This is a genomic window from Gardnerella sp. DNF01204 (assembly GCF_049244145.1).
Taxonomy (GTDB): domain Bacteria; phylum Actinomycetota; class Actinomycetes; order Actinomycetales; family Bifidobacteriaceae; genus Bifidobacterium; species Bifidobacterium vaginale.
On sequence record NZ_CP058379.1, the window covers coordinates 834,726 to 851,930 of the forward strand.

The window sequence follows — 17,205 nt, forward strand, 5'->3', positions numbered from 1 at the left end:
AAGGGGAGTTAAGTGACTGACTATTACAAGATTTTAGGTGTTGATTCTAACGCTAGCGATGATGAGATTCGAAAAGCATATAGAAAATTAAGTCGAAAGTACCATCCAGATATCGCAGGTCCTGAGTTTGAAGACAAATTCAAGGAAGTTAATGCTGCATACGACGTTTTGTCTAATCCAGAAAAACGCAAAATGGTAGATATGGGTGTTGACCCAAACAATCTATCGGCATCGGGTGCTGGAGCTGGCGCTGGCGGATATGCCAATATGAATATGGATATGGGAGATATTTTAAATCAGTTCTTCTCTGGATCCTTTGGAACAAGTACGGGTTCTCCTATTCCGCGCGTGAATCGTGGTGAAGATTCACTCACAGAAGTTAAAGTTGATCTTAAAACAGTAGTATTTGGTGGAAATGCTAAGGTTCATGTAGTGACTTTTGGCTTGTGTCAAGATTGTGCTGGAAAAGGCTCTGCAGATAAATCAGACCCTATAACTTGCCCGCAATGCAAGGGCGCTGGTTTTGTACAAAGGGTTACTCGAACAATGTTTGGTCAAATGATGTCTTCGGAGCCTTGTAGAGAATGCGAAGGTCACGGAACAATCATTAAGAATGTTTGCCCAAATTGTCATGGACATGGTCGAATTCGTACATCAAGAGAAATTGGGATTACTATTCCTGCTGGTATAAAAGATAATTCTCGATTGCGACTTGCTTCGCAAGGAGCAGTAGGGGAATGTGGCGGTCCTGCTGGCGACTTGTATGTTGATGTACATATTCGAGAGGATAAACAGTTTACTAGGAATCTAAACGATTTACATTGTTGGATTGACATTCCAATGACTTGGGCTGTTTTGGGACATAAAGTTGATATAGATACTTTTGACGGCAAAAAGAGCGTGGAAATCCCTTCTGGCTCTCAAAGTGAAAATACTATTTCTGTACCTAATTTGGGTGTAACGGTTCTAGGCTCTAAAGAACGCGGAAATCTTGTTGTTCACATTCTTGTTAATATTCCAACAAAGCTGAGCGATGAAGAGCGTAAACTTATTGAAGAGTTTGAAGAATTGCATGATGGAAAAGATGATGTTATTGTTCAACGCGCTATCCCAGATTCGACTACAAATCACAAAGGATTCTTTAGCAAGTTAAAGGATGCTTTCTGCTAATTCGCTAATTCTTAGTATTTTCATGACTATTCTCGTTACTGTTCGATTGTTGAGAGTATATGATTTTTGAAGATGTTAAGAATAATGAAGATATTTTTCTTAAGGGGGTTTACGTATGGTGCTACCTATTTTATTTGCTGGAACACCAGAGGTTTCTGTTGCGCCATTGCGTGCTTTAGCTCAAGATAAAGAGCATTTTGATGTTCGTGCTGTTCTTACGAGACCTGATGCTCCGACAGGCAGAGGTAGGAAAATTGTTCCTAGCGCTGTTAAAAAAGCTGCGATTGAACTTGGGATTCCTGTTTTAGAGGTTAATCCTAGTGATGAAGAGGAGTGCATAAGAGCTTTAAAGGCAACTGGCGCTAAACTTGCTGCCGTGGTTGCTTATGGAAAGATTCTTAGACAATCTGTTTTGGACGCTCTTCCTCTAGGATGGTACAACTTGCATTTCTCGCTTCTTCCACAGTGGCGAGGGGCAGCTCCTGTTCAGCGTGCGATTTGGGCTGGAGATGATATTACCGGTGCCACTGTTTTTAAGATTACGCGTGGAATGGATGAAGGACCTATTCTTGCACAAATGACTACCGAGATTGGTGCTCATGAAACAGCTGGCGACTTGCTTATGAGACTAAGCAATGATGGTGCAGATCTTCTTTGCTCTGCTCTTGTTGGGATGGAATCTGGTCAAATTATTCCTGTTGAGCAAGATCCTACACCTTGCCAAATCGCGCAAAAAATCACTGTTGAGGATGCTCATATTCGTTTTGATATTCCAGCATTTGCAATCGATAGGCAGATTCGTGCTTGCACGCCAAATCCTGGAGCTTGGTGTAATCTGCATGTTGATTGTGGCGATTTGCAAATCATTAGTTTGCATGTTCTTTCTTGTGCATTGGCAAAAGATGAGGATATTTCAATACATAATCTAAGCGAACTTAAGCCTGGGCAGATTTTTGCAGGTAAGCGAAATGTCTGGGTTGGTTCTGCAAGTGGTGTTCTTGAGCTTTTAGAAGTTAAAGCGCAAGGTAAAAAGGCTATGAAGGCTGCAGATTGGGCTAGAGGAGCGCATTTAAGTCAAGAGTCCTATTTGGATTGAAGCGATAAGTGTAATCTTGAAAAACGCAAAGTAAAATTTGTATAAATTCTAGTTAGTTAAGTTTAGTTTAGTAAATCTAAAACTAGGCTTAGGTCTCGCGTATCTATGCTTGCTTTAGCTTGACTTTTTAATAACTGCTTTGCGCAAAATGCGACGCCTAATCCTGCTGTTTTAATCATATCTATATCGTTAGCGCCGTCTCCAATAGCAACGCTTTGAGCAATATCAATATTGTTCTTGCGCACCCAATTAGTCAATGCTTGTGCTTTATATTGGCGATTTACTATAGGCTCAATAACTTTCCCACTTAGCTTAGAATCTACTACTTCTAGATTGTTTGCTACCCAAAAATCTATGTTTAGATTTGGCAGAAAATCATCTAAAACATTATTGAATCCTCCAGAAACTGCTCCTATTTTCCATCCAAAGGAATGTAATGTGTCTATAAGTTTTTTGGCTCCACTGGTTACGTGGATACTTTCAATAGCTTTTTTAAAACAAGTGCATTCGAGTCCTTTTAACATTGAAACCCTTAGTTTTAAAGATGTGTCAAAGTCAATTTCTCCTTTCATTGCTTTAGAAGTTATATATGCTAAATTTGACCCGACTCCAGCAATATCTCCTAGTAAGTCAATCACTTCTTCTTCAATAAGAGTGGCGTCAACATCTAAAACAAGAAGTCCTGGTTTTTTCAATGAAGGAGCATTAATTAATTTTTGGTTTTTTAACTCTAGTATTTTAGTCATGTTATAATCTTTTGGAAGAGATGTTAGGTTATGAATTAATTTTAAGGCTGGTTTAAGAAATTTAAGGATTTGTTTTTCTATGCGTTTTGCATTGTAAAACTTTTCTATAAAACTTATATCAAATGTGAAAGTTTATTGATTTTATTGGAATATTGCGTGTGGAAGTTTGGTTTAATTTAATTAGTTGAGTAGAATAGTTGCAGATTTTATGAGAACAAGATTAAAGAATTTGAAAACAATTGTATTAGACAGAGGGGTGAGAAGAATATGGCAGGTATGAATTTAAGGGATGTAGCTCTTGAAGTTGCTAGAATATTAGAAGATGTTGGTAAACATGCATATCAGGATCAGCTTAATCCTAGAGATATGGCAAGTATGATGGTTCTAGGTGATCCTAATCAATCTGATTCAGCTTTTGGAGATAAGCTAGTACGTTTTATTGAAAATCGTCTTACTTATATAAATACTTTTCAAGGATTCTGGAGAAATAGACCAGATGATTGCAAAACAGGTGATCGTTTTTGGTGTGTAGGCAATATTGACGGTGCTATTAACTTTAACCGCGATATGGCTGAATGGACTTTAACTGTTTCGCTTTTCGAGTTTAATGATCAAGGCTCTGCTAGACCTGTTCTTGGTGTTGTTCATGCCCCAGCTTTAGGGCTTACATATTTGGCTGCTAAGGGTCAGGGTGCTATTCGTATTCGTAAAACTCCTAATGGGGAGAAGCGAGAGAAAATCACGCCTTCTACAACATCAACATTGCATGGCTCTGTTGTTTGCTATGGAATGTCTTATATTCCAGGTGAATCTAAAAGAGCTTTAGACGTTGTTTCTTCGCTTGAGGAAGAATGCCCAGCAGATATTAAGCGTATTGGTCCTGCTTCGCTTGACTTGTGCAAAGTAGCAGATGGTACTTACGACGCATATTTTGAGCCACATCTTCATAGGTGGGATATTCCAGGTGTTTCAGCTGGCGCCGTTGTTGTTAAAGAAGCACAGGGGCATGTTCGACAATGGAATGGTGACTCAATTCATTGGAGACGTGAAAATGACGTTATTGCTTCAAATGGTTTAATAAACAAAGAGCTTCAAAACTATTTGCGATAAATTAGAGTTAAAATCTTAGCAATTGTTTGCATGATTTTTAATATTAAAGCTTTAATTTTGAGAAAAACATTTATGCAATCGTTATCATTAAATAGACAATTATATAAGCGTGTCGCTTTAGCAATATTGTAGAATGAACATGATATCCCATTGTCCGACATTCAGAGGGGAGTGTTAACGATGATTGACACTGCACAAGCATTTGGCGTAGATATTGGTGGCTCTGGTATTAAGGCTGCACCAGTTAATTTGGAAAAAGGCGAGTTTGCAGAACCGCGATATAAGATTCTCACTCCAGCGGTTTCCACACCTCAAGCTGTTGCAGATATTGTTCGTCAGCAACTTGAGCATTTTGATGTTCCTGCAGATGTTCCTGTTGGAATCGCTTTTCCAGCTCCTATTAAGCCTGGAAAGAAGCTTGAGTTTATGGCGAATCTCGATCAATCTTGGATTGGTGTGGATGTTACAGAAGTGTTCAGCGAAGCTTGCGGTCGTCCTGTTACTGTAGTGAATGATGCTGATGCTGCTGGTCTTGCTGAGCAACACTTTGGTGCTGCAAAAGATAAAGATGGTTTGGTTATCGCTACTACGCTAGGCACTGGAATTGGCACAGCATTGATTTATAACGGTACTCTTATTCCTAATACAGAGCTCGGTCATATTCAGCTTGAAAAGGGTAAGGGAGATGCGGAAAAGTATGCTGCTTCTTCTGTTCGCGAAAAGCTAGACATGGGTTATAAAAAGTGGGCTAAGCGTCTTACTAAGTATTATGGTTTGATGGAAAAGTACTTTAACCCAGACCTGTTTGTTGTTGGCGGCGGTGTTAGCCGTGTTAGCGAGAAGTTCTTGCCTCATATCGATATTAAGACACCTATTGTAGTTGCGTCTTTGCATAATGAAGCTGGCATTATAGGTGCGGCATATTATGCAATGCAGCAAAGAAACAATTAAGGATTTTTGATATTTTATTTGCGCTGGATGCTTTTGCGTTCAGCGCATTTTTTTGTATTTGCATATTTTTGTATTTTTATATATTTGGTTTATACAATGCGCTAGTGTAGTCGAGTGCGATTTTCTTCTAGAGTTGATGTTAGTGAGCCAAATCCAATTATTCTGGCTCAACGTGTTGCTATATCTAAAGGTATTAAACTTACAAAACTTAATGATTCAAACCCAACAGTACATGGTCTTTCTCCAGAGTGCTTAAATGCAAAATATACTGCGGATCCTAGAGGACCTGTCGAAGTTAGGCGCATTCTTGCTAACTTTATAAATCATAGAGATAATCGCGTAGATCAAAATATTGTAAATAAGAAGGGTAGTTCAGCTAAGGTTCTTAATCCAGATAATCTATACGTATTATCATCAACCTCTCAAGCATACGCATGGTTAATGATGCTAATGTGTGATTGCGGTGATTCTGTTTTAGCTCCGACTCCTGGATATCCTCTTATAGAATCGATTGCAAGACTACAAGGCGTAAAATCTATACCTTATCCGCTTGTTTATGATGGCTCTTGGACTATTGATATTCCTAGGGTTAAAGAACTTTTAGAGAATACGGATAATCGTATTCGTGCACTTGTTTTAATAAATCCAAATAATCCAACAGGATCTTATATAAAGCCTCAAGAAAGAGACGCATTATTGCAACTATGCAATAAAAATAATGTGGCAATTATAGCTGATGAAGTTTTTTATGATTATTGTCTAGAACCTTTTGATGGAAACTGTAGGTTAGCAGGTGAAGAATCTACGCTAGTTTTTGCTTTAGATGGATTCTCAAAGATGCTTGCAGCTCCGCATGCAAAAGTTGGATGGATTGAGGTTTCGGGACCAAGTCAAGACGTACAGGATGCTATGAAACGCCTTGATGTTATTGCTGATGATTTTCTTCCAATTGGTGCAACTGTATCAGAAAGAATTCCGGAATTATTGCAATGTGCTAAAGAACAAACCGATCTTGTTAAAAACAGAGTTAGGTCTAATCTTAAAACGCTTAGAAAAATGCTTGCAAACTACCCAAATTGTTGCGTTAGTGCATTGCGTGCAGAAGGCGGATGGAATATTCTTATCCGTGTTCCATCGTGTTTAGATGATGATGATTTAGCTCTAAGACTTATGCAAGATTATCATCTTGTATCTCAGCCTGGCTATTACTTCGATATGCCAAATAATGGATATTTGGCATTATCTTTGCTGCCAGAAGAAAAACAATTTGTGTATGGTGTTAAAGCGTTGCTAGATACTGTTCATGCAATGCTGGAAGAATTAAATTAATGAAAACAAATTAGATTAATGTGAACCAGCATCTCACAGTATGCCACATTTGAGGATTAAAACGTAGTATTGAGTCTTCTCTGCCTGGTACGAACCAGCTTAGAAAAGCTATTGCTATGGAGAAAAATAGAAGACCAAAAATAACGAATCGCAGTAAATAGCATAATGTTTTAGTTTTCCAAGTGTCACATACTGTAATATCAGCATATTTTTGTAGTAAAGAATTAATACCTATTATTGCGCTTAAAGCGAAAAGCCATGCAAAATCCGCAATATATCGCCATCCTATACCAGCTTTTAAGCTGTCAAAAACAATAACGATTATGCCTGAAATTACAGATATTATAGCTAATCGTGTAGCGATTTTACTCATGTTTCTAGCCATTGTGAAAACGCATATAATTCCTAGTAATGCGAGTGGAGATAATGTAAACATTCCACCAATCATTGGCTCTGCATATTGCCACTTTTCAAAAGCAATAGGTTGAATTGCTATCCAAGGGAAAGTTGATATAAAACGTATTGGCAAAGCTATATAACTTAAAATGGATGGAATGATGTTCTGCGAAGGGAGACGCATTGTAGTCATATCTGTAATCGTAATCTGATATTCATTGCCAAAATTAAAAGGGGACCCAAATCTTAAAGCATTATATAATCCGATTGGTATTGCAACTATTATAAATGGAATAATTATGCAAAGAATTAGCTTTAATAAGTTTTTAAGATTTTCTATAGATTTTTTGTCACTGATAATAATATTTTTAATATATGAGTAAAAATGAGTATAAAATAGCGGAATTGCGAATAGAAAAGCGATTATAAAAGTTGGTCTACAACCAAGATTAAAAGCAATAAACAACGATCCTGCTGCAATATGCTTAAACGATATTATTGATGATGGTTTTAATTGTTCCACTATTTTGTGTGATTTTATAGTTTCCTCATCTTTAATAGATCCGAGATAAAACCATAATCCTAGTGAAGTGAAGAATAATGATGCAGCCATTGGAACTGAATAAAAGGATGTTCTAAACCACAAGTAAACGGTGTTTGAAGTAATAAAGAATAAGGTTAAACAAATTGATACACAAGCAAGAGTTGCCTGATGATTAACACGTTTAATTAGACGAATAACCAATAGTGAGCCAAAAATTAAAAATCCAATTAAGCATATGAAAGTGGCTATTGTTGTAGGGAGCATGGCTCCACCAGGAATCCACAAATTGGATATAATCTTATACGGGATAAAGAATAAAACAACTGGTATTACACCAAAATACGAATACCAATGACCCTTATAATACGCATGATCCCAATAAATATTGTGTACATAATCAGAAAGAAGATTATTTCTTGCAATTGGGTCATACGGATTAGATAATTTTTGCATTTGCGGCGGAACAGGTAAATCAAGATGAGTCTTACCTTTAAGTAGAGCGTCTGCTGTACGTGCGTATTGATCAAAATCGTAAGTGTAGTTTCCAGCAACATCAAAATGCATTGGAATACCGTTAAAAACATTCCAAAATATTGCAAAAATAGCAATCAAAAGGAAAGGTGTCCAAAATAAAGTAAGTAAAAGTCTTTGATTAATACTCTTTGTATTAAGTCTGATTTTCCAAAGCTTAGACCACGGATTCCATAATGCAATAAAAATTGAAATTATTATAAGAAGAAAAACGCGACCCCAATTCCAGCTAAAAGGTGCTCTAACATTTGCTTTAGCATCCTCAACGTCTACAACATCTCCTTTAGGATGTTGTATCCATAATCTAAGAGTGCTTTTAACTCCAATTGCTTGATCTGGAACTGGAAGCATAGCAAAACTAATGGCTCTAGGGTTGGTACTTAAAGGCTTTCCAGCGATTTTATTAACATCAATTCGTACATGCACATCCGTTTTAACAGGGCTTTTGCCAATTTTTTTCGGCGTAATTAGTGAAGGCTTAAGCTGAATATATGGTGAAGATCCGTCGGAATTAACTTCTAAATAAGATTCCGAAGGATCGGTAATTAAAAGTCCTCCAGAAGAAAGTCTTTCAATACCTGGACCAGTTGCATTGTGTGCGAACATGCTATCTGTGCTGCCAGTAACACTATTCCAAAATGGAATATTTCCAACAGTGCATTCAAACAATGCTATTAACAGCAAGATTGCTAAAGGCTCGCGAAGAACATGGAAAATGTGTTTTAGCGTAAAATTAGCAAATCTAGCTGTTGTTTTCATAGCAATCCTAAAATCCTATTCTTCCGCAACCAAATCAAGATAGTCATCACTCCACAAATCTTCGTCACCGTCTGGCATAAGAAGAACTCGTTCAGGGTTTAACGCAAGAACTGCTCCTTCATCGTGAGTAACCAATACAATAGCGCCTTCGTATTTTGCAATGGCTTTAAGAATTTCGTCTCTAGAAGCTGGATCTAAATTGTTAGTAGGCTCATCGAGCAAAAGCACGTTTGCTTTTGAAGTTACAAGAGTTGCCAAGGCTAGACGAGTTTTTTCGCCTCCCGAAAGCACTTTAGCTGGCTTCATTGCGTCATCTCCAGAAAATAGGAAGCTTCCTAGCATAGATCTTGCTTGAGTGTCATTTAAATCTGGAGCAACATGCTGAAGATTTTCTAATACTGTCGCATCTAAATCCAAAGTGTCGTGTTCCTGAGCAAAATAGCCAATCTTGCAGCCATGCCCATAGTTTACGCTGCCAGTATCTGCACTTTCTTCTCCAGCTAGAATACGTAAAGTGGTTGTTTTACCAGCACCGTTATATCCGAGAATAACAACTCTTGAACCTTTATCTATAGCCAAATTTATGCCAGCAAATACAATATTGGATCCATAAGCTTTTGAAATATCTTCAGCCATAATAGGTGTTCGTCCGCAAGGAGCAGGTTCTGGAAAACGAATATCTGCTACTTTCTCGCGACTTTGTGCTTCGCTTGTTTCACTTAACAGACGTTCAGCCCTACGCATCATGTTTTGAGCTGCTACTGCTTTTGTTGCTTTTGCATGTAAACGAATACCTTGTTTCATAAGGCGTTCAGCTTTTTTTTCAGCTACTTCTCGTTCTCTGCGCCTGCGTTCTTCGTCTACAACGCGTTGATGTAAGTATGCTTTCCAACCCATTGAATACATGTCTATTTGAGCCAATTGTGCATCTAAATGCCAGACTTTATTTACAACCTCATCTAGCAATTCTGTTGAATGGGATATTACTAAGAATCCACCAGAGAATTTTTTCAAATAGTTTCTCAGCCAAATTATAGAATCTGCATCTAAATGGTTGGTAGGCTCATCTAAGATCAGCGTGTCTGCATCGGAGAAAAGTATTCGTGCAAGTTCAATTCGTCTACGTTGACCGCCAGATAGAGTTCCAAGAGCTTGCTTCATAATTTCTTGTGGAAGCCCAAGGCTGTTTGCCATCGATATTGCTTCCGATTGAACAGCGTATCCACCAGCTTTTTCAAAGTCTTCAATGGCCTTATCGTAGCGATTCATGGCTTTCGTCATAATATCTGGATCTGGATTCGTCATCTCTTTTTCTGCTTTTCGTATACGAGATACGATTGATGAAATGTCGCGAGCGCTCATAATCCTATCTAACGCGCTTTGTTCTGGGTCTGCTGCATGAGTATCTTGTGGTAGATACCCCAATCCACCGCTTACTCGTACAGTTCCGCCAGCTGGGAGCATTTCTCCTGTTATTACTCGTGTAAGAGTTGTTTTTCCAGCTCCATTCCTTCCAACTAAGCCGATTTTGTCGCCTTTTGTTACATGAAAGTCGGTAGGGTTTAATAGCGTACGCGCACCAATTTGTATAGTTAATCCTTGTGCGTCAATAGCCATTTGCACCCACTCCTTAAAATAATGCTTTAATCTGAATATCTTCAAAATGTGTTAGCCAAACTCACAATTATACAGTTAGGCTTGCATAGTTTTTACTAAAGGATTTTATTCTTCATATTTCTACGTATTTCGACAACACGCAGAAAATTATCTACTTCGAACAAGTGTTCTATAATTAATTGTATTGTATAATTAGTGCTCAATCAATAGTGAGTTTGGTGCAAAGTCTTGATTCTTAAAATAGCTCTTAGGGAGGCAGAATGCAAAGCAAATCAGATTCTTCGCAAAACATGCAATTACCTTTATCCCAAGATGCAATTTTAGATAACAAAAACCATGAATGCACTAAAAAAGCTGACATCTTGCAATCTATGCTCGACTCTGCTCAGCCTGTAAAAGATAATGATAATTTAGTATATGATTTGTCTTCTGTTCCTTCAGATTTAAAGATAACCATACAAGGAGCTAGAGAGCACAATTTAAAAAATGTTAGTTTACAATTGCCTAGAAATCGTATGATTGTTTTTACTGGATTGTCAGGATCTGGTAAATCTTCTCTTGCTTTCGATACTCTTTTTGCAGAAGGTCAAAGGCGTTATGTGGAATCCTTAAGCGCGTATGCCAGGCAATTCCTTGGAAGAATGGATAAACCAGATGTAGATTTTATTGAGGGATTAAGCCCAGCTGTATCTATTGACCAAAAAACTACTAATCGTAACCCTCGTTCTACTGTTGGAACAATCACAGAAGTTTATGATTATTTAAGGCTTCTTTTTGCTAGAGTTGGAATTCCTCATTGCCCTAAATGTGGCGAACTTGTCAGTGCTCAAACACCACAACAAATGGCTAATTCTATACTTTCTTTACCAGAAAGAACAAGATTGCAAATATTAGCACCTGTTGTTAACGGCAGAAAAGGCGAATTCAAAGATACAATTACTCTTCTTAGATCAGACGGCTATTCGAGAGCGCTTGTAGATGGGCAAATGCGCGAGCTTTCTGAAGATATTACTTTAGAAAAACAAAAGAAACACACAATCGAAGTTGTAATAGATAGGTTAATTATAAAAGATGGCATACGTACTCGTTTGACTGATTCTATAGAAACGGCTTTAAAACTTTCTAAAGGAATTGTTATAGCTGATTTTGTAGATGAAGTTGCTGATTCTAAATGCAGACGCCGAAATTTTTCTGAGCACAGAGCTTGTCCTAACAATCACCAGCTTAATTTATCAGAAATAGAGCCTAGAACATTCTCATTCAACGCTCCTTATGGGGCGTGCCCCGATTGCTCTGGAATCGGTTACAATCTAGAGATTGACCCTGCTCTTGTTGTTCCAAATACAGAAAAATCACTTAATGAAGGCGCGATAGAACCTTGGGCACTAAATAAAGCTGCAGGGGAATACTATAGGCATGTGCTACAAGGGCTAAGTGTTGAACTTGGTTTTAGTATGGATACACCATGGTGTGAATTGTCGAAAGATACGCAAAATTCAATACTTTATGGGCATGATTTCGAAGTAAAAGTATCTTATAAAAATAGATGGGGTAGGCAGAGAGAATATTCAACAGGATTCGAAGGTGTAGTGCGCACTCTTATGCGCAAGCATGATGAAACAGACTCAGATCAAATGCGCCAATACTACGAGTCATACATGCGAGAAGTTCCATGCTTAACATGTAACGGTAAACGATTGCGTCCAGAAGTCTTAGCAGTAACAATAAACTCATACTCAATTGCAGACATATGTGATATGCCAATAGAAAAAAGTCTTGAATGGATTAATTCTTTAAAACTAGAAGGATCAAGCAAGATAATTGCTAAAGAAATTGTAAAAGAAATCAAGGCAAGATTAGGATTCTTAAATGATGTTGGCTTAAATTATTTAACTCTTTCTAGAGCCGCAAAAACACTTTCAGGTGGAGAGGCACAAAGAATAAGATTGGCGACTCAAATTGGATCTGGACTAGTTGGAGTCATGTACGTTCTTGACGAGCCTTCAATAGGATTACATCAAAGAGACAATGAGAAACTCATATCAACATTGCACAATCTTCGCGACTTAGGTAACACTCTTATAGTTGTTGAACATGATGAAGATACAATTCGGCAATCCGACTGGTTAGTAGATATTGGACCCGAAGCTGGAGAAAACGGTGGAGAAGTAGTATATTGCGGACCAGCAAATCACATAAAAGATGCAAAACGTTCAATTACAGGAGACTATATTGCAAAAAGAAAATGCATAGAAGTTCCTAAAAATCGTCGAAAAATAAACAAAAATCGTTTACTAACTATTGTTGGAGCAAAAGAACACAACCTTAAAAATATAGATGTAGAAATACCTTTAGGCATATTTACTTGCATAACAGGAGTATCTGGATCTGGAAAATCTAGTCTTATAAACTCGATACTCTACCCAGTTTTAGCAGATAAGCTAAACGGCGCTCGCATTGTTCCAGGACTTCATAAACGAGTTGATGGTATTGAAAATTGTGACAAGGTTGTTCACGTAGACCAAAACCCTATTGGCAGAACGCCAAGATCAAACCCTGCGACTTACACTGGTGTCTGGGACAAAATACGTACACTTTTTGCTCAAACACCAGAAGCAAAAGTTAGAGGTTATGGTCCTGGAAGATTCTCGTTTAATGTAAAAGGCGGAAGATGCGAAGCTTGCAGCGGAGATGGAACGCTGAAAATTGAGATGAATTTTTTGCCAGATGTATACGTACAATGTGAAGAATGTCATGGGAAAAGGTACAACAGAGATACTCTAGACGTAACATATAATGGTAAAACCGTTTCAGACGTTCTGAATATGCCAATTTCTGAAGCTGCTGTATTCTTTAAAGCATATCCATCCATTTCAAGATATTTGGATACTCTTGTACAAGTTGGTCTTGGATATATTAAACTCGGACAAAGTGCTCCAACATTATCTGGTGGAGAATCACAAAGAGTAAAGCTTGCTACAGAGTTGCAAAAACGTTCAACTGGCAAAACTGTTTATATTCTTGATGAGCCTACAACTGGATTGCACTTTGAAGATGTTCGTAAACTTTTAAGCGTTCTTCAATCTTTGGTAGATAAAGGCAATACTGTAATAGTTATTGAACACAATCTTGATGTTGTAAAATGCGCGGATTGGATTATTGATTTAGGACCAGAGGGAGGAGACAAAGGCGGCGAAATAGTAATCACTGGCACTCCAGAAGAAGTTGCAAAATCGAAAGAAAGTTGGACGGGCAAATTCTTAAAGCCTATGCTCAAATCTTAAAGGAATATAGTTAAATAGTATTTTTATGAAAGGAGGTGAACAGAATGGAAATTGTGAATAATAACATAGATATCAAAGAAGATGTTATAAGCAGTCAAGGCAAATGGAAGAAAACTCATCTGTCTAATTGTGATATAAGTACTACTGACATTTTGAACAATTCAGTTAAAAATAATTTTGGAGCATCACTTTTAGGCGACACGAGAGACTTATTTAGACCAAAAACTTCCGATATTCCAAATCAACCAGGAGTATACAAGTGGAGAGATGAGAAGGGGAAAGTAATATACGTTGGAAAAGCAAAAAGTTTAAGAAATAGGTTGTCTAATTATTTTCAACCGTTAAATCAGCTTCATCCTAGAACTCAGTCGATGGTTTTAACAGCTCGAAGCCTAGAATGGACCGTTGTAAACACTGAGCTTGAAGCTTTAACACTAGAATACACGTGGATTAAGGAGTTTAATCCACGTTTTAATGTTGTTTTTAAAGATGATAAAACATATCCTTATCTTGCTGTATCTGTGAATGATGATTTTCCAAGAGTCTGGATCACAAGAAATAGGAATTCTAAATCAACTAGATACTTTGGTCCATATGCAAAAGTGTGGCAGCTAAGGCACAGTCTAGATTCTTTGCTTAAGACTTTTCCTGTAAGAACGTGTAGACAATCCGTTTTTGTCAAAGCTCATAAAACTGGTAGACCTTGTCTTCTTGCAGCCATTGGAAAATGCTCTGCACCTTGCATTGCAAAAGTGGATCGTAAAACTCACAGAAATAATGTTGAACAATTAGTTGGTGTACTAACTGGTTCTATAGGTGATTCTTACATTAACGATTTAACAAGAGAAATGAAAGAATCTAGCGATAATCTTGATTTTGAGAATGCTGCAAAAATAAGAGATAAAATAAACATTTTTAAAACTGTTATGCAACAAAATTCTGTTGTTTTTGACGAGAATGTTGAAGCTGATGTTTTTGGTTTTAGTGGAGATTCTCTAGAGGCATGCGTTCACGCATTCTTTGTTCGCGAAGGCTTATTGCGAGGAGAGAAAAATTGGCAGGTTGAAAGAAGCGAGGATATTAGCGATGCAGATATAATAGCGAATTTGCTTATGCGAGTTTATTCAGAATATGAATCAAATAATAATTTGCAATATGAAGACTCTTTGAAAATAGAGCAATCAAGAAATGCATTGCAGATTGACTTGGAGAATACCAAGAGTAAATATATTGACTCAGCGTATCGTGCAAAAACAACAAAAGAGCGTAAAAAAAGGCAAGAATCAACAGGAAGGGGAGATTTACTAGACCCAATTACCCCAATCCCTAGAGAAATAATCATTCCTTTTGAAATATCACAGAATCAATGTGAAAATTTGGAAAATTGGTTAAGCAAATTGCGTGGATCTAAAGTTAGCATTAAGGTTCCTGAACGTGGCGATAAACGAAATCTTATGAATCAAGCAAATGATAATGCTAAACAATCATTAATGAGACTGAAGTCCAGCAGAATCAGCAGTTTAGATGCAAGAAGTAGCGCCATGAACGAGGTGGCTGAAGCTCTTGGAATGAGCGAATCTCCTTTGCGTATTGAATGTTATGATATTTCCAATACGGTAAATGGAGAATATCAGGTTGCATCAATGGTTGTATTTGAAGATGGTATTGCTAAACCTAGCGAGTACAGAAGATTCTCCATAAAAGGGTCTGATGGCAACGGAAAACTTGATGATTTGAGCGCATTGTATGAAACTATTTCTAGGCGTTTTAAGCACACAAGTAGTGGCGATGTAGATGATGATTACGGAGAAAATCTTGAAAAATCAAAATATAAAAAATTCGCTTATACGCCTAATCTTATAGTTGTTGACGGGGGTAGAGAACAAGCCAGAGCAGCACAAAAAGCTATGATAGATTGTGGAATAAAAAACATAGTCGTATGCGGTTTGGCTAAAAAGCTTGAAGAAGTTTGGCTTCCTAATAATGAATACCCAATTATTCTTAAACGAAGCTCCCAAGGATTATATTTGCTACAGAGAGCTAGAGATGAATCGCATCGTTTTGCTATAACTTATCATAGGCAGAAACGAAGAAGAGCCATGTTAAATTCGTCACTAGACTCGATTCCTGGTATTGGAGAGTTTTACAAAAAACGTCTTCTTTCCGTATTTGGTAGTGTTAAGAAATTAAAAGATGCGAGTGTTGACGATTTACAAAAGGTTTCTGGCATCGGTCAAGCTAAAGCTAAATCTATTTACGAATCATTGCATAAGTAACACTGATATTCAATAGAATTATCTTATAAATTAGTTAAATAATTTTCGGCATGTTGATTCGTCATGATAAGACACTAGCCTTGTAAGTATGTCTCAGGAAATTGAAATAGGATTGGGCAAAAAAGCCCGAGTTGCTTACTCACTTGACGATATTGCTATACTACCTTCTCGTCGTTCTCGCGACCCGCAGGCTGTTTCTACGTCCTGGCAAGTCGATGCTTATAGTTTTGACGTACCAGTGATTGCTGCGCCAATGGATTCTGTTACTAGCCCAGATACGGCTATTGCAATGGGTCAGATGGGCGCCTTGGGTGTACTTGATTTGGAAGGTTTATGGACTCGTTACGAGGATCCAGAACCACTTCTAAAGGAAATTTCGGAGATTCCAAACGAAATTGCTACGAAGCGTATACAAGAAATTTATTCTGAACCAATTAAGCCTGAACTTATTGTTAAACGTTTGCGCACTATTCGTGATTCTGGAGTTACTGTTGCAGGTGCTCTTTCTCCTCAGCGCACTCAGGAATTCTATTCTACTGTGTTAGAAGCTGGAGTAGATCTTTTTGTTATCCGTGGAACAGCTGTTAGTGCAGAACATGTTTCTAAAGATCATGAACCACTTAATCTAAAGAAATTTATTTATGATCTTGATGTTCCAGTTATTGTGGGAGGCTGTGCTGATTACACTTCAGCTTTGCATTTAATGAGAACTGGTGCAGCTGGAATTCTCGTAGGTTTCGGTGGAGGTGCAGTTTCTGCAACTATGAATACTCTTGGTGTTCAAGCTCCTATGGCAACTGCAATCTCGGATGTTGCCGAAGCTCGTCGCGACTATATGGATGAATCTGGCGGAAGGTATGTTCAAATTATTGCAGATGGCGGAATGGGAACATCTGGCAACTTTATTAAGGCTTTGGCTATGGGAGCAGATGCAGTTATGCTTGGAACTCCTTTAGCACGAGCAACCGAGGCTCCAGGACGCGGAATGCATTGGGGAGCAGAAGCTCGCCATCCATCTTTGCCACGCGGAATGCGTACGAATGTTGGAACTGTTGCTCCGCTGGAGAATATCTTGTTTGGTCCAAGTCATATGGCAGACGGAAAAACAAATTATGTTGGTGCGTTAAGGCGCACAATGGCATCCACTGGCTATGTCGATGTTAAGAGTTTCCAGCGTTGTAGTGTTGTATTTAACCCATTCCATCAGGATGTTCGGTAATTTTTAATACTATTTGTTTACTTCCTTGTGAGCTTAAAACTAAAAATTTAAGTGCACAAGGAAGTAAAAACTATAATGTGCATAACTTAACACTAAATAATCCTTGATTTTTCAACAAAAATCGAGGATTTAATTTTATTTATGCACACTTAGAAATAATACTTTGAATTTTTGAAA

The 17,205-nt window shown here is 37.8% G+C and carries 11 protein-coding genes; 8 read left to right on the forward strand and 3 right to left on the reverse strand.

Going from position 1 to position 17,205, the window contains the following annotated elements; genetic code table 11:
* The first annotated feature begins 12 nt into the window (after positions 1 to 12).
* Positions 13 to 1,170 (forward strand): DnaJ C-terminal domain-containing protein, encoded by a 1,158-nt coding sequence (locus HXT46_RS03225; protein WP_004138365.1) that lies wholly within the window; start codon positions 13 to 15, stop codon positions 1,168 to 1,170.
* A gap of 115 nt (positions 1,171 to 1,285) precedes the next feature.
* Positions 1,286 to 2,266: a methionyl-tRNA formyltransferase gene (fmt, locus tag HXT46_RS03230; protein WP_004115123.1), complete on the forward strand. Its 981-nt coding sequence runs from the start codon at positions 1,286 to 1,288 to the stop codon at positions 2,264 to 2,266.
* Positions 2,267 to 2,328: 62 nt separating this feature from the next.
* On the opposite strand, the gene serB is transcribed toward fmt, so the two are convergent.
* On the reverse strand, positions 2,329 to 3,012 hold the full coding sequence (gene serB, locus HXT46_RS03235; protein ID WP_415685808.1) for a phosphoserine phosphatase SerB: 684 nt from the start codon (positions 3,010 to 3,012) through the stop codon (positions 2,329 to 2,331).
* Between the two features lie 267 nt (positions 3,013 to 3,279).
* On the opposite strand from serB, the gene HXT46_RS03240 reads away from it, so the two are divergent.
* The 3 genes from HXT46_RS03240 (at position 3,280) to HXT46_RS03250 (ending at position 6,402) form a co-directional block, all read left to right on the forward strand.
* Entirely contained in the window at positions 3,280 to 4,122 is an 843-nt protein-coding gene (locus HXT46_RS03240) for an inositol monophosphatase family protein (protein ID WP_004111680.1), read from the forward strand.
* Between the two features lie 180 nt (positions 4,123 to 4,302).
* Positions 4,303 to 5,073, forward strand: a complete 771-nt coding sequence (ppgK, locus tag HXT46_RS03245) for a polyphosphate--glucose phosphotransferase (RefSeq protein WP_004111678.1) — start codon at positions 4,303 to 4,305, stop codon at positions 5,071 to 5,073.
* Between the two features lie 114 nt (positions 5,074 to 5,187).
* Positions 5,188 to 6,402: a pyridoxal phosphate-dependent aminotransferase gene (locus HXT46_RS03250; protein ID WP_415686615.1), complete on the forward strand. Its 1,215-nt coding sequence runs from the start codon at positions 5,188 to 5,190 to the stop codon at positions 6,400 to 6,402.
* A gap of 10 nt (positions 6,403 to 6,412) precedes the next feature.
* Here the strand turns inward: HXT46_RS03250 and HXT46_RS03255 are convergent, their stop codons facing one another.
* Both HXT46_RS03255 and HXT46_RS03260 read right to left on the reverse strand, forming a co-directional pair.
* On the reverse strand, positions 6,413 to 8,632 hold the full coding sequence (locus HXT46_RS03255; RefSeq protein WP_415686616.1) for a beta-carotene 15,15'-monooxygenase: 2,220 nt from the start codon (positions 8,630 to 8,632) through the stop codon (positions 6,413 to 6,415).
* 15 nt (positions 8,633 to 8,647) lie between these two features.
* Positions 8,648 to 10,249 carry an ABC-F family ATP-binding cassette domain-containing protein gene (locus HXT46_RS03260; protein WP_004111673.1) on the reverse strand — a complete coding sequence of 534 codons (1,602 nt, stop codon included), beginning with the start codon at positions 10,247 to 10,249 and terminating at the stop codon, positions 8,648 to 8,650.
* Positions 10,250 to 10,509: 260 nt separating this feature from the next.
* On the opposite strand from HXT46_RS03260, the gene uvrA reads away from it, so the two are divergent.
* From uvrA to HXT46_RS03275, 3 genes are all read left to right on the forward strand, one after another.
* Positions 10,510 to 13,533: an excinuclease ABC subunit UvrA gene (gene uvrA, locus HXT46_RS03265; protein ID WP_410310711.1), complete on the forward strand. Its 3,024-nt coding sequence runs from the start codon at positions 10,510 to 10,512 to the stop codon at positions 13,531 to 13,533.
* Between the two features lie 44 nt (positions 13,534 to 13,577).
* On the forward strand, positions 13,578 to 15,809 hold the full coding sequence (gene uvrC, locus HXT46_RS03270; RefSeq protein WP_014554585.1) for an excinuclease ABC subunit UvrC: 2,232 nt from the start codon (positions 13,578 to 13,580) through the stop codon (positions 15,807 to 15,809).
* A gap of 88 nt (positions 15,810 to 15,897) precedes the next feature.
* Positions 15,898 to 17,028, forward strand: coding sequence for a GuaB3 family IMP dehydrogenase-related protein (locus HXT46_RS03275; RefSeq protein ID WP_004111665.1), 1,131 nt, complete (start codon positions 15,898 to 15,900; stop codon positions 17,026 to 17,028).
* The last annotated feature ends 177 nt before the right edge of the window (positions 17,029 to 17,205 follow it).

Excerpts from the sequence above, each read along its gene's own strand:
- HXT46_RS03275 (WP_004111665.1), top strand. The coding sequence starts at position 15,898 with ATGTCTCAGGAAATTGAAATAGGATTGGGCAAAAAAGCCCGAGTTGCT.
- uvrA (WP_410310711.1), top strand. The coding sequence starts at position 10,510 with ATGCAAAGCAAATCAGATTCTTCGCAAAACATGCAATTACCTTTATCC.
- serB (WP_415685808.1), bottom strand. The coding sequence starts at position 3,012 with ATGACTAAAATACTAGAGTTAAAAAACCAAAAATTAATTAATGCTCCT.
- ppgK (WP_004111678.1), top strand. The coding sequence starts at position 4,303 with ATGATTGACACTGCACAAGCATTTGGCGTAGATATTGGTGGCTCTGGT.
- HXT46_RS03240 (WP_004111680.1), top strand. The coding sequence starts at position 3,280 with ATGGCAGGTATGAATTTAAGGGATGTAGCTCTTGAAGTTGCTAGAATA.
- HXT46_RS03255 (WP_415686616.1), bottom strand. The coding sequence starts at position 8,632 with ATGAAAACAACAGCTAGATTTGCTAATTTTACGCTAAAACACATTTTC.
- HXT46_RS03260 (WP_004111673.1), bottom strand. The coding sequence starts at position 10,249 with ATGGCTATTGACGCACAAGGATTAACTATACAAATTGGTGCGCGTACG.
- uvrC (WP_014554585.1), top strand. The coding sequence starts at position 13,578 with ATGGAAATTGTGAATAATAACATAGATATCAAAGAAGATGTTATAAGC.
- fmt (WP_004115123.1), top strand. The coding sequence starts at position 1,286 with ATGGTGCTACCTATTTTATTTGCTGGAACACCAGAGGTTTCTGTTGCG.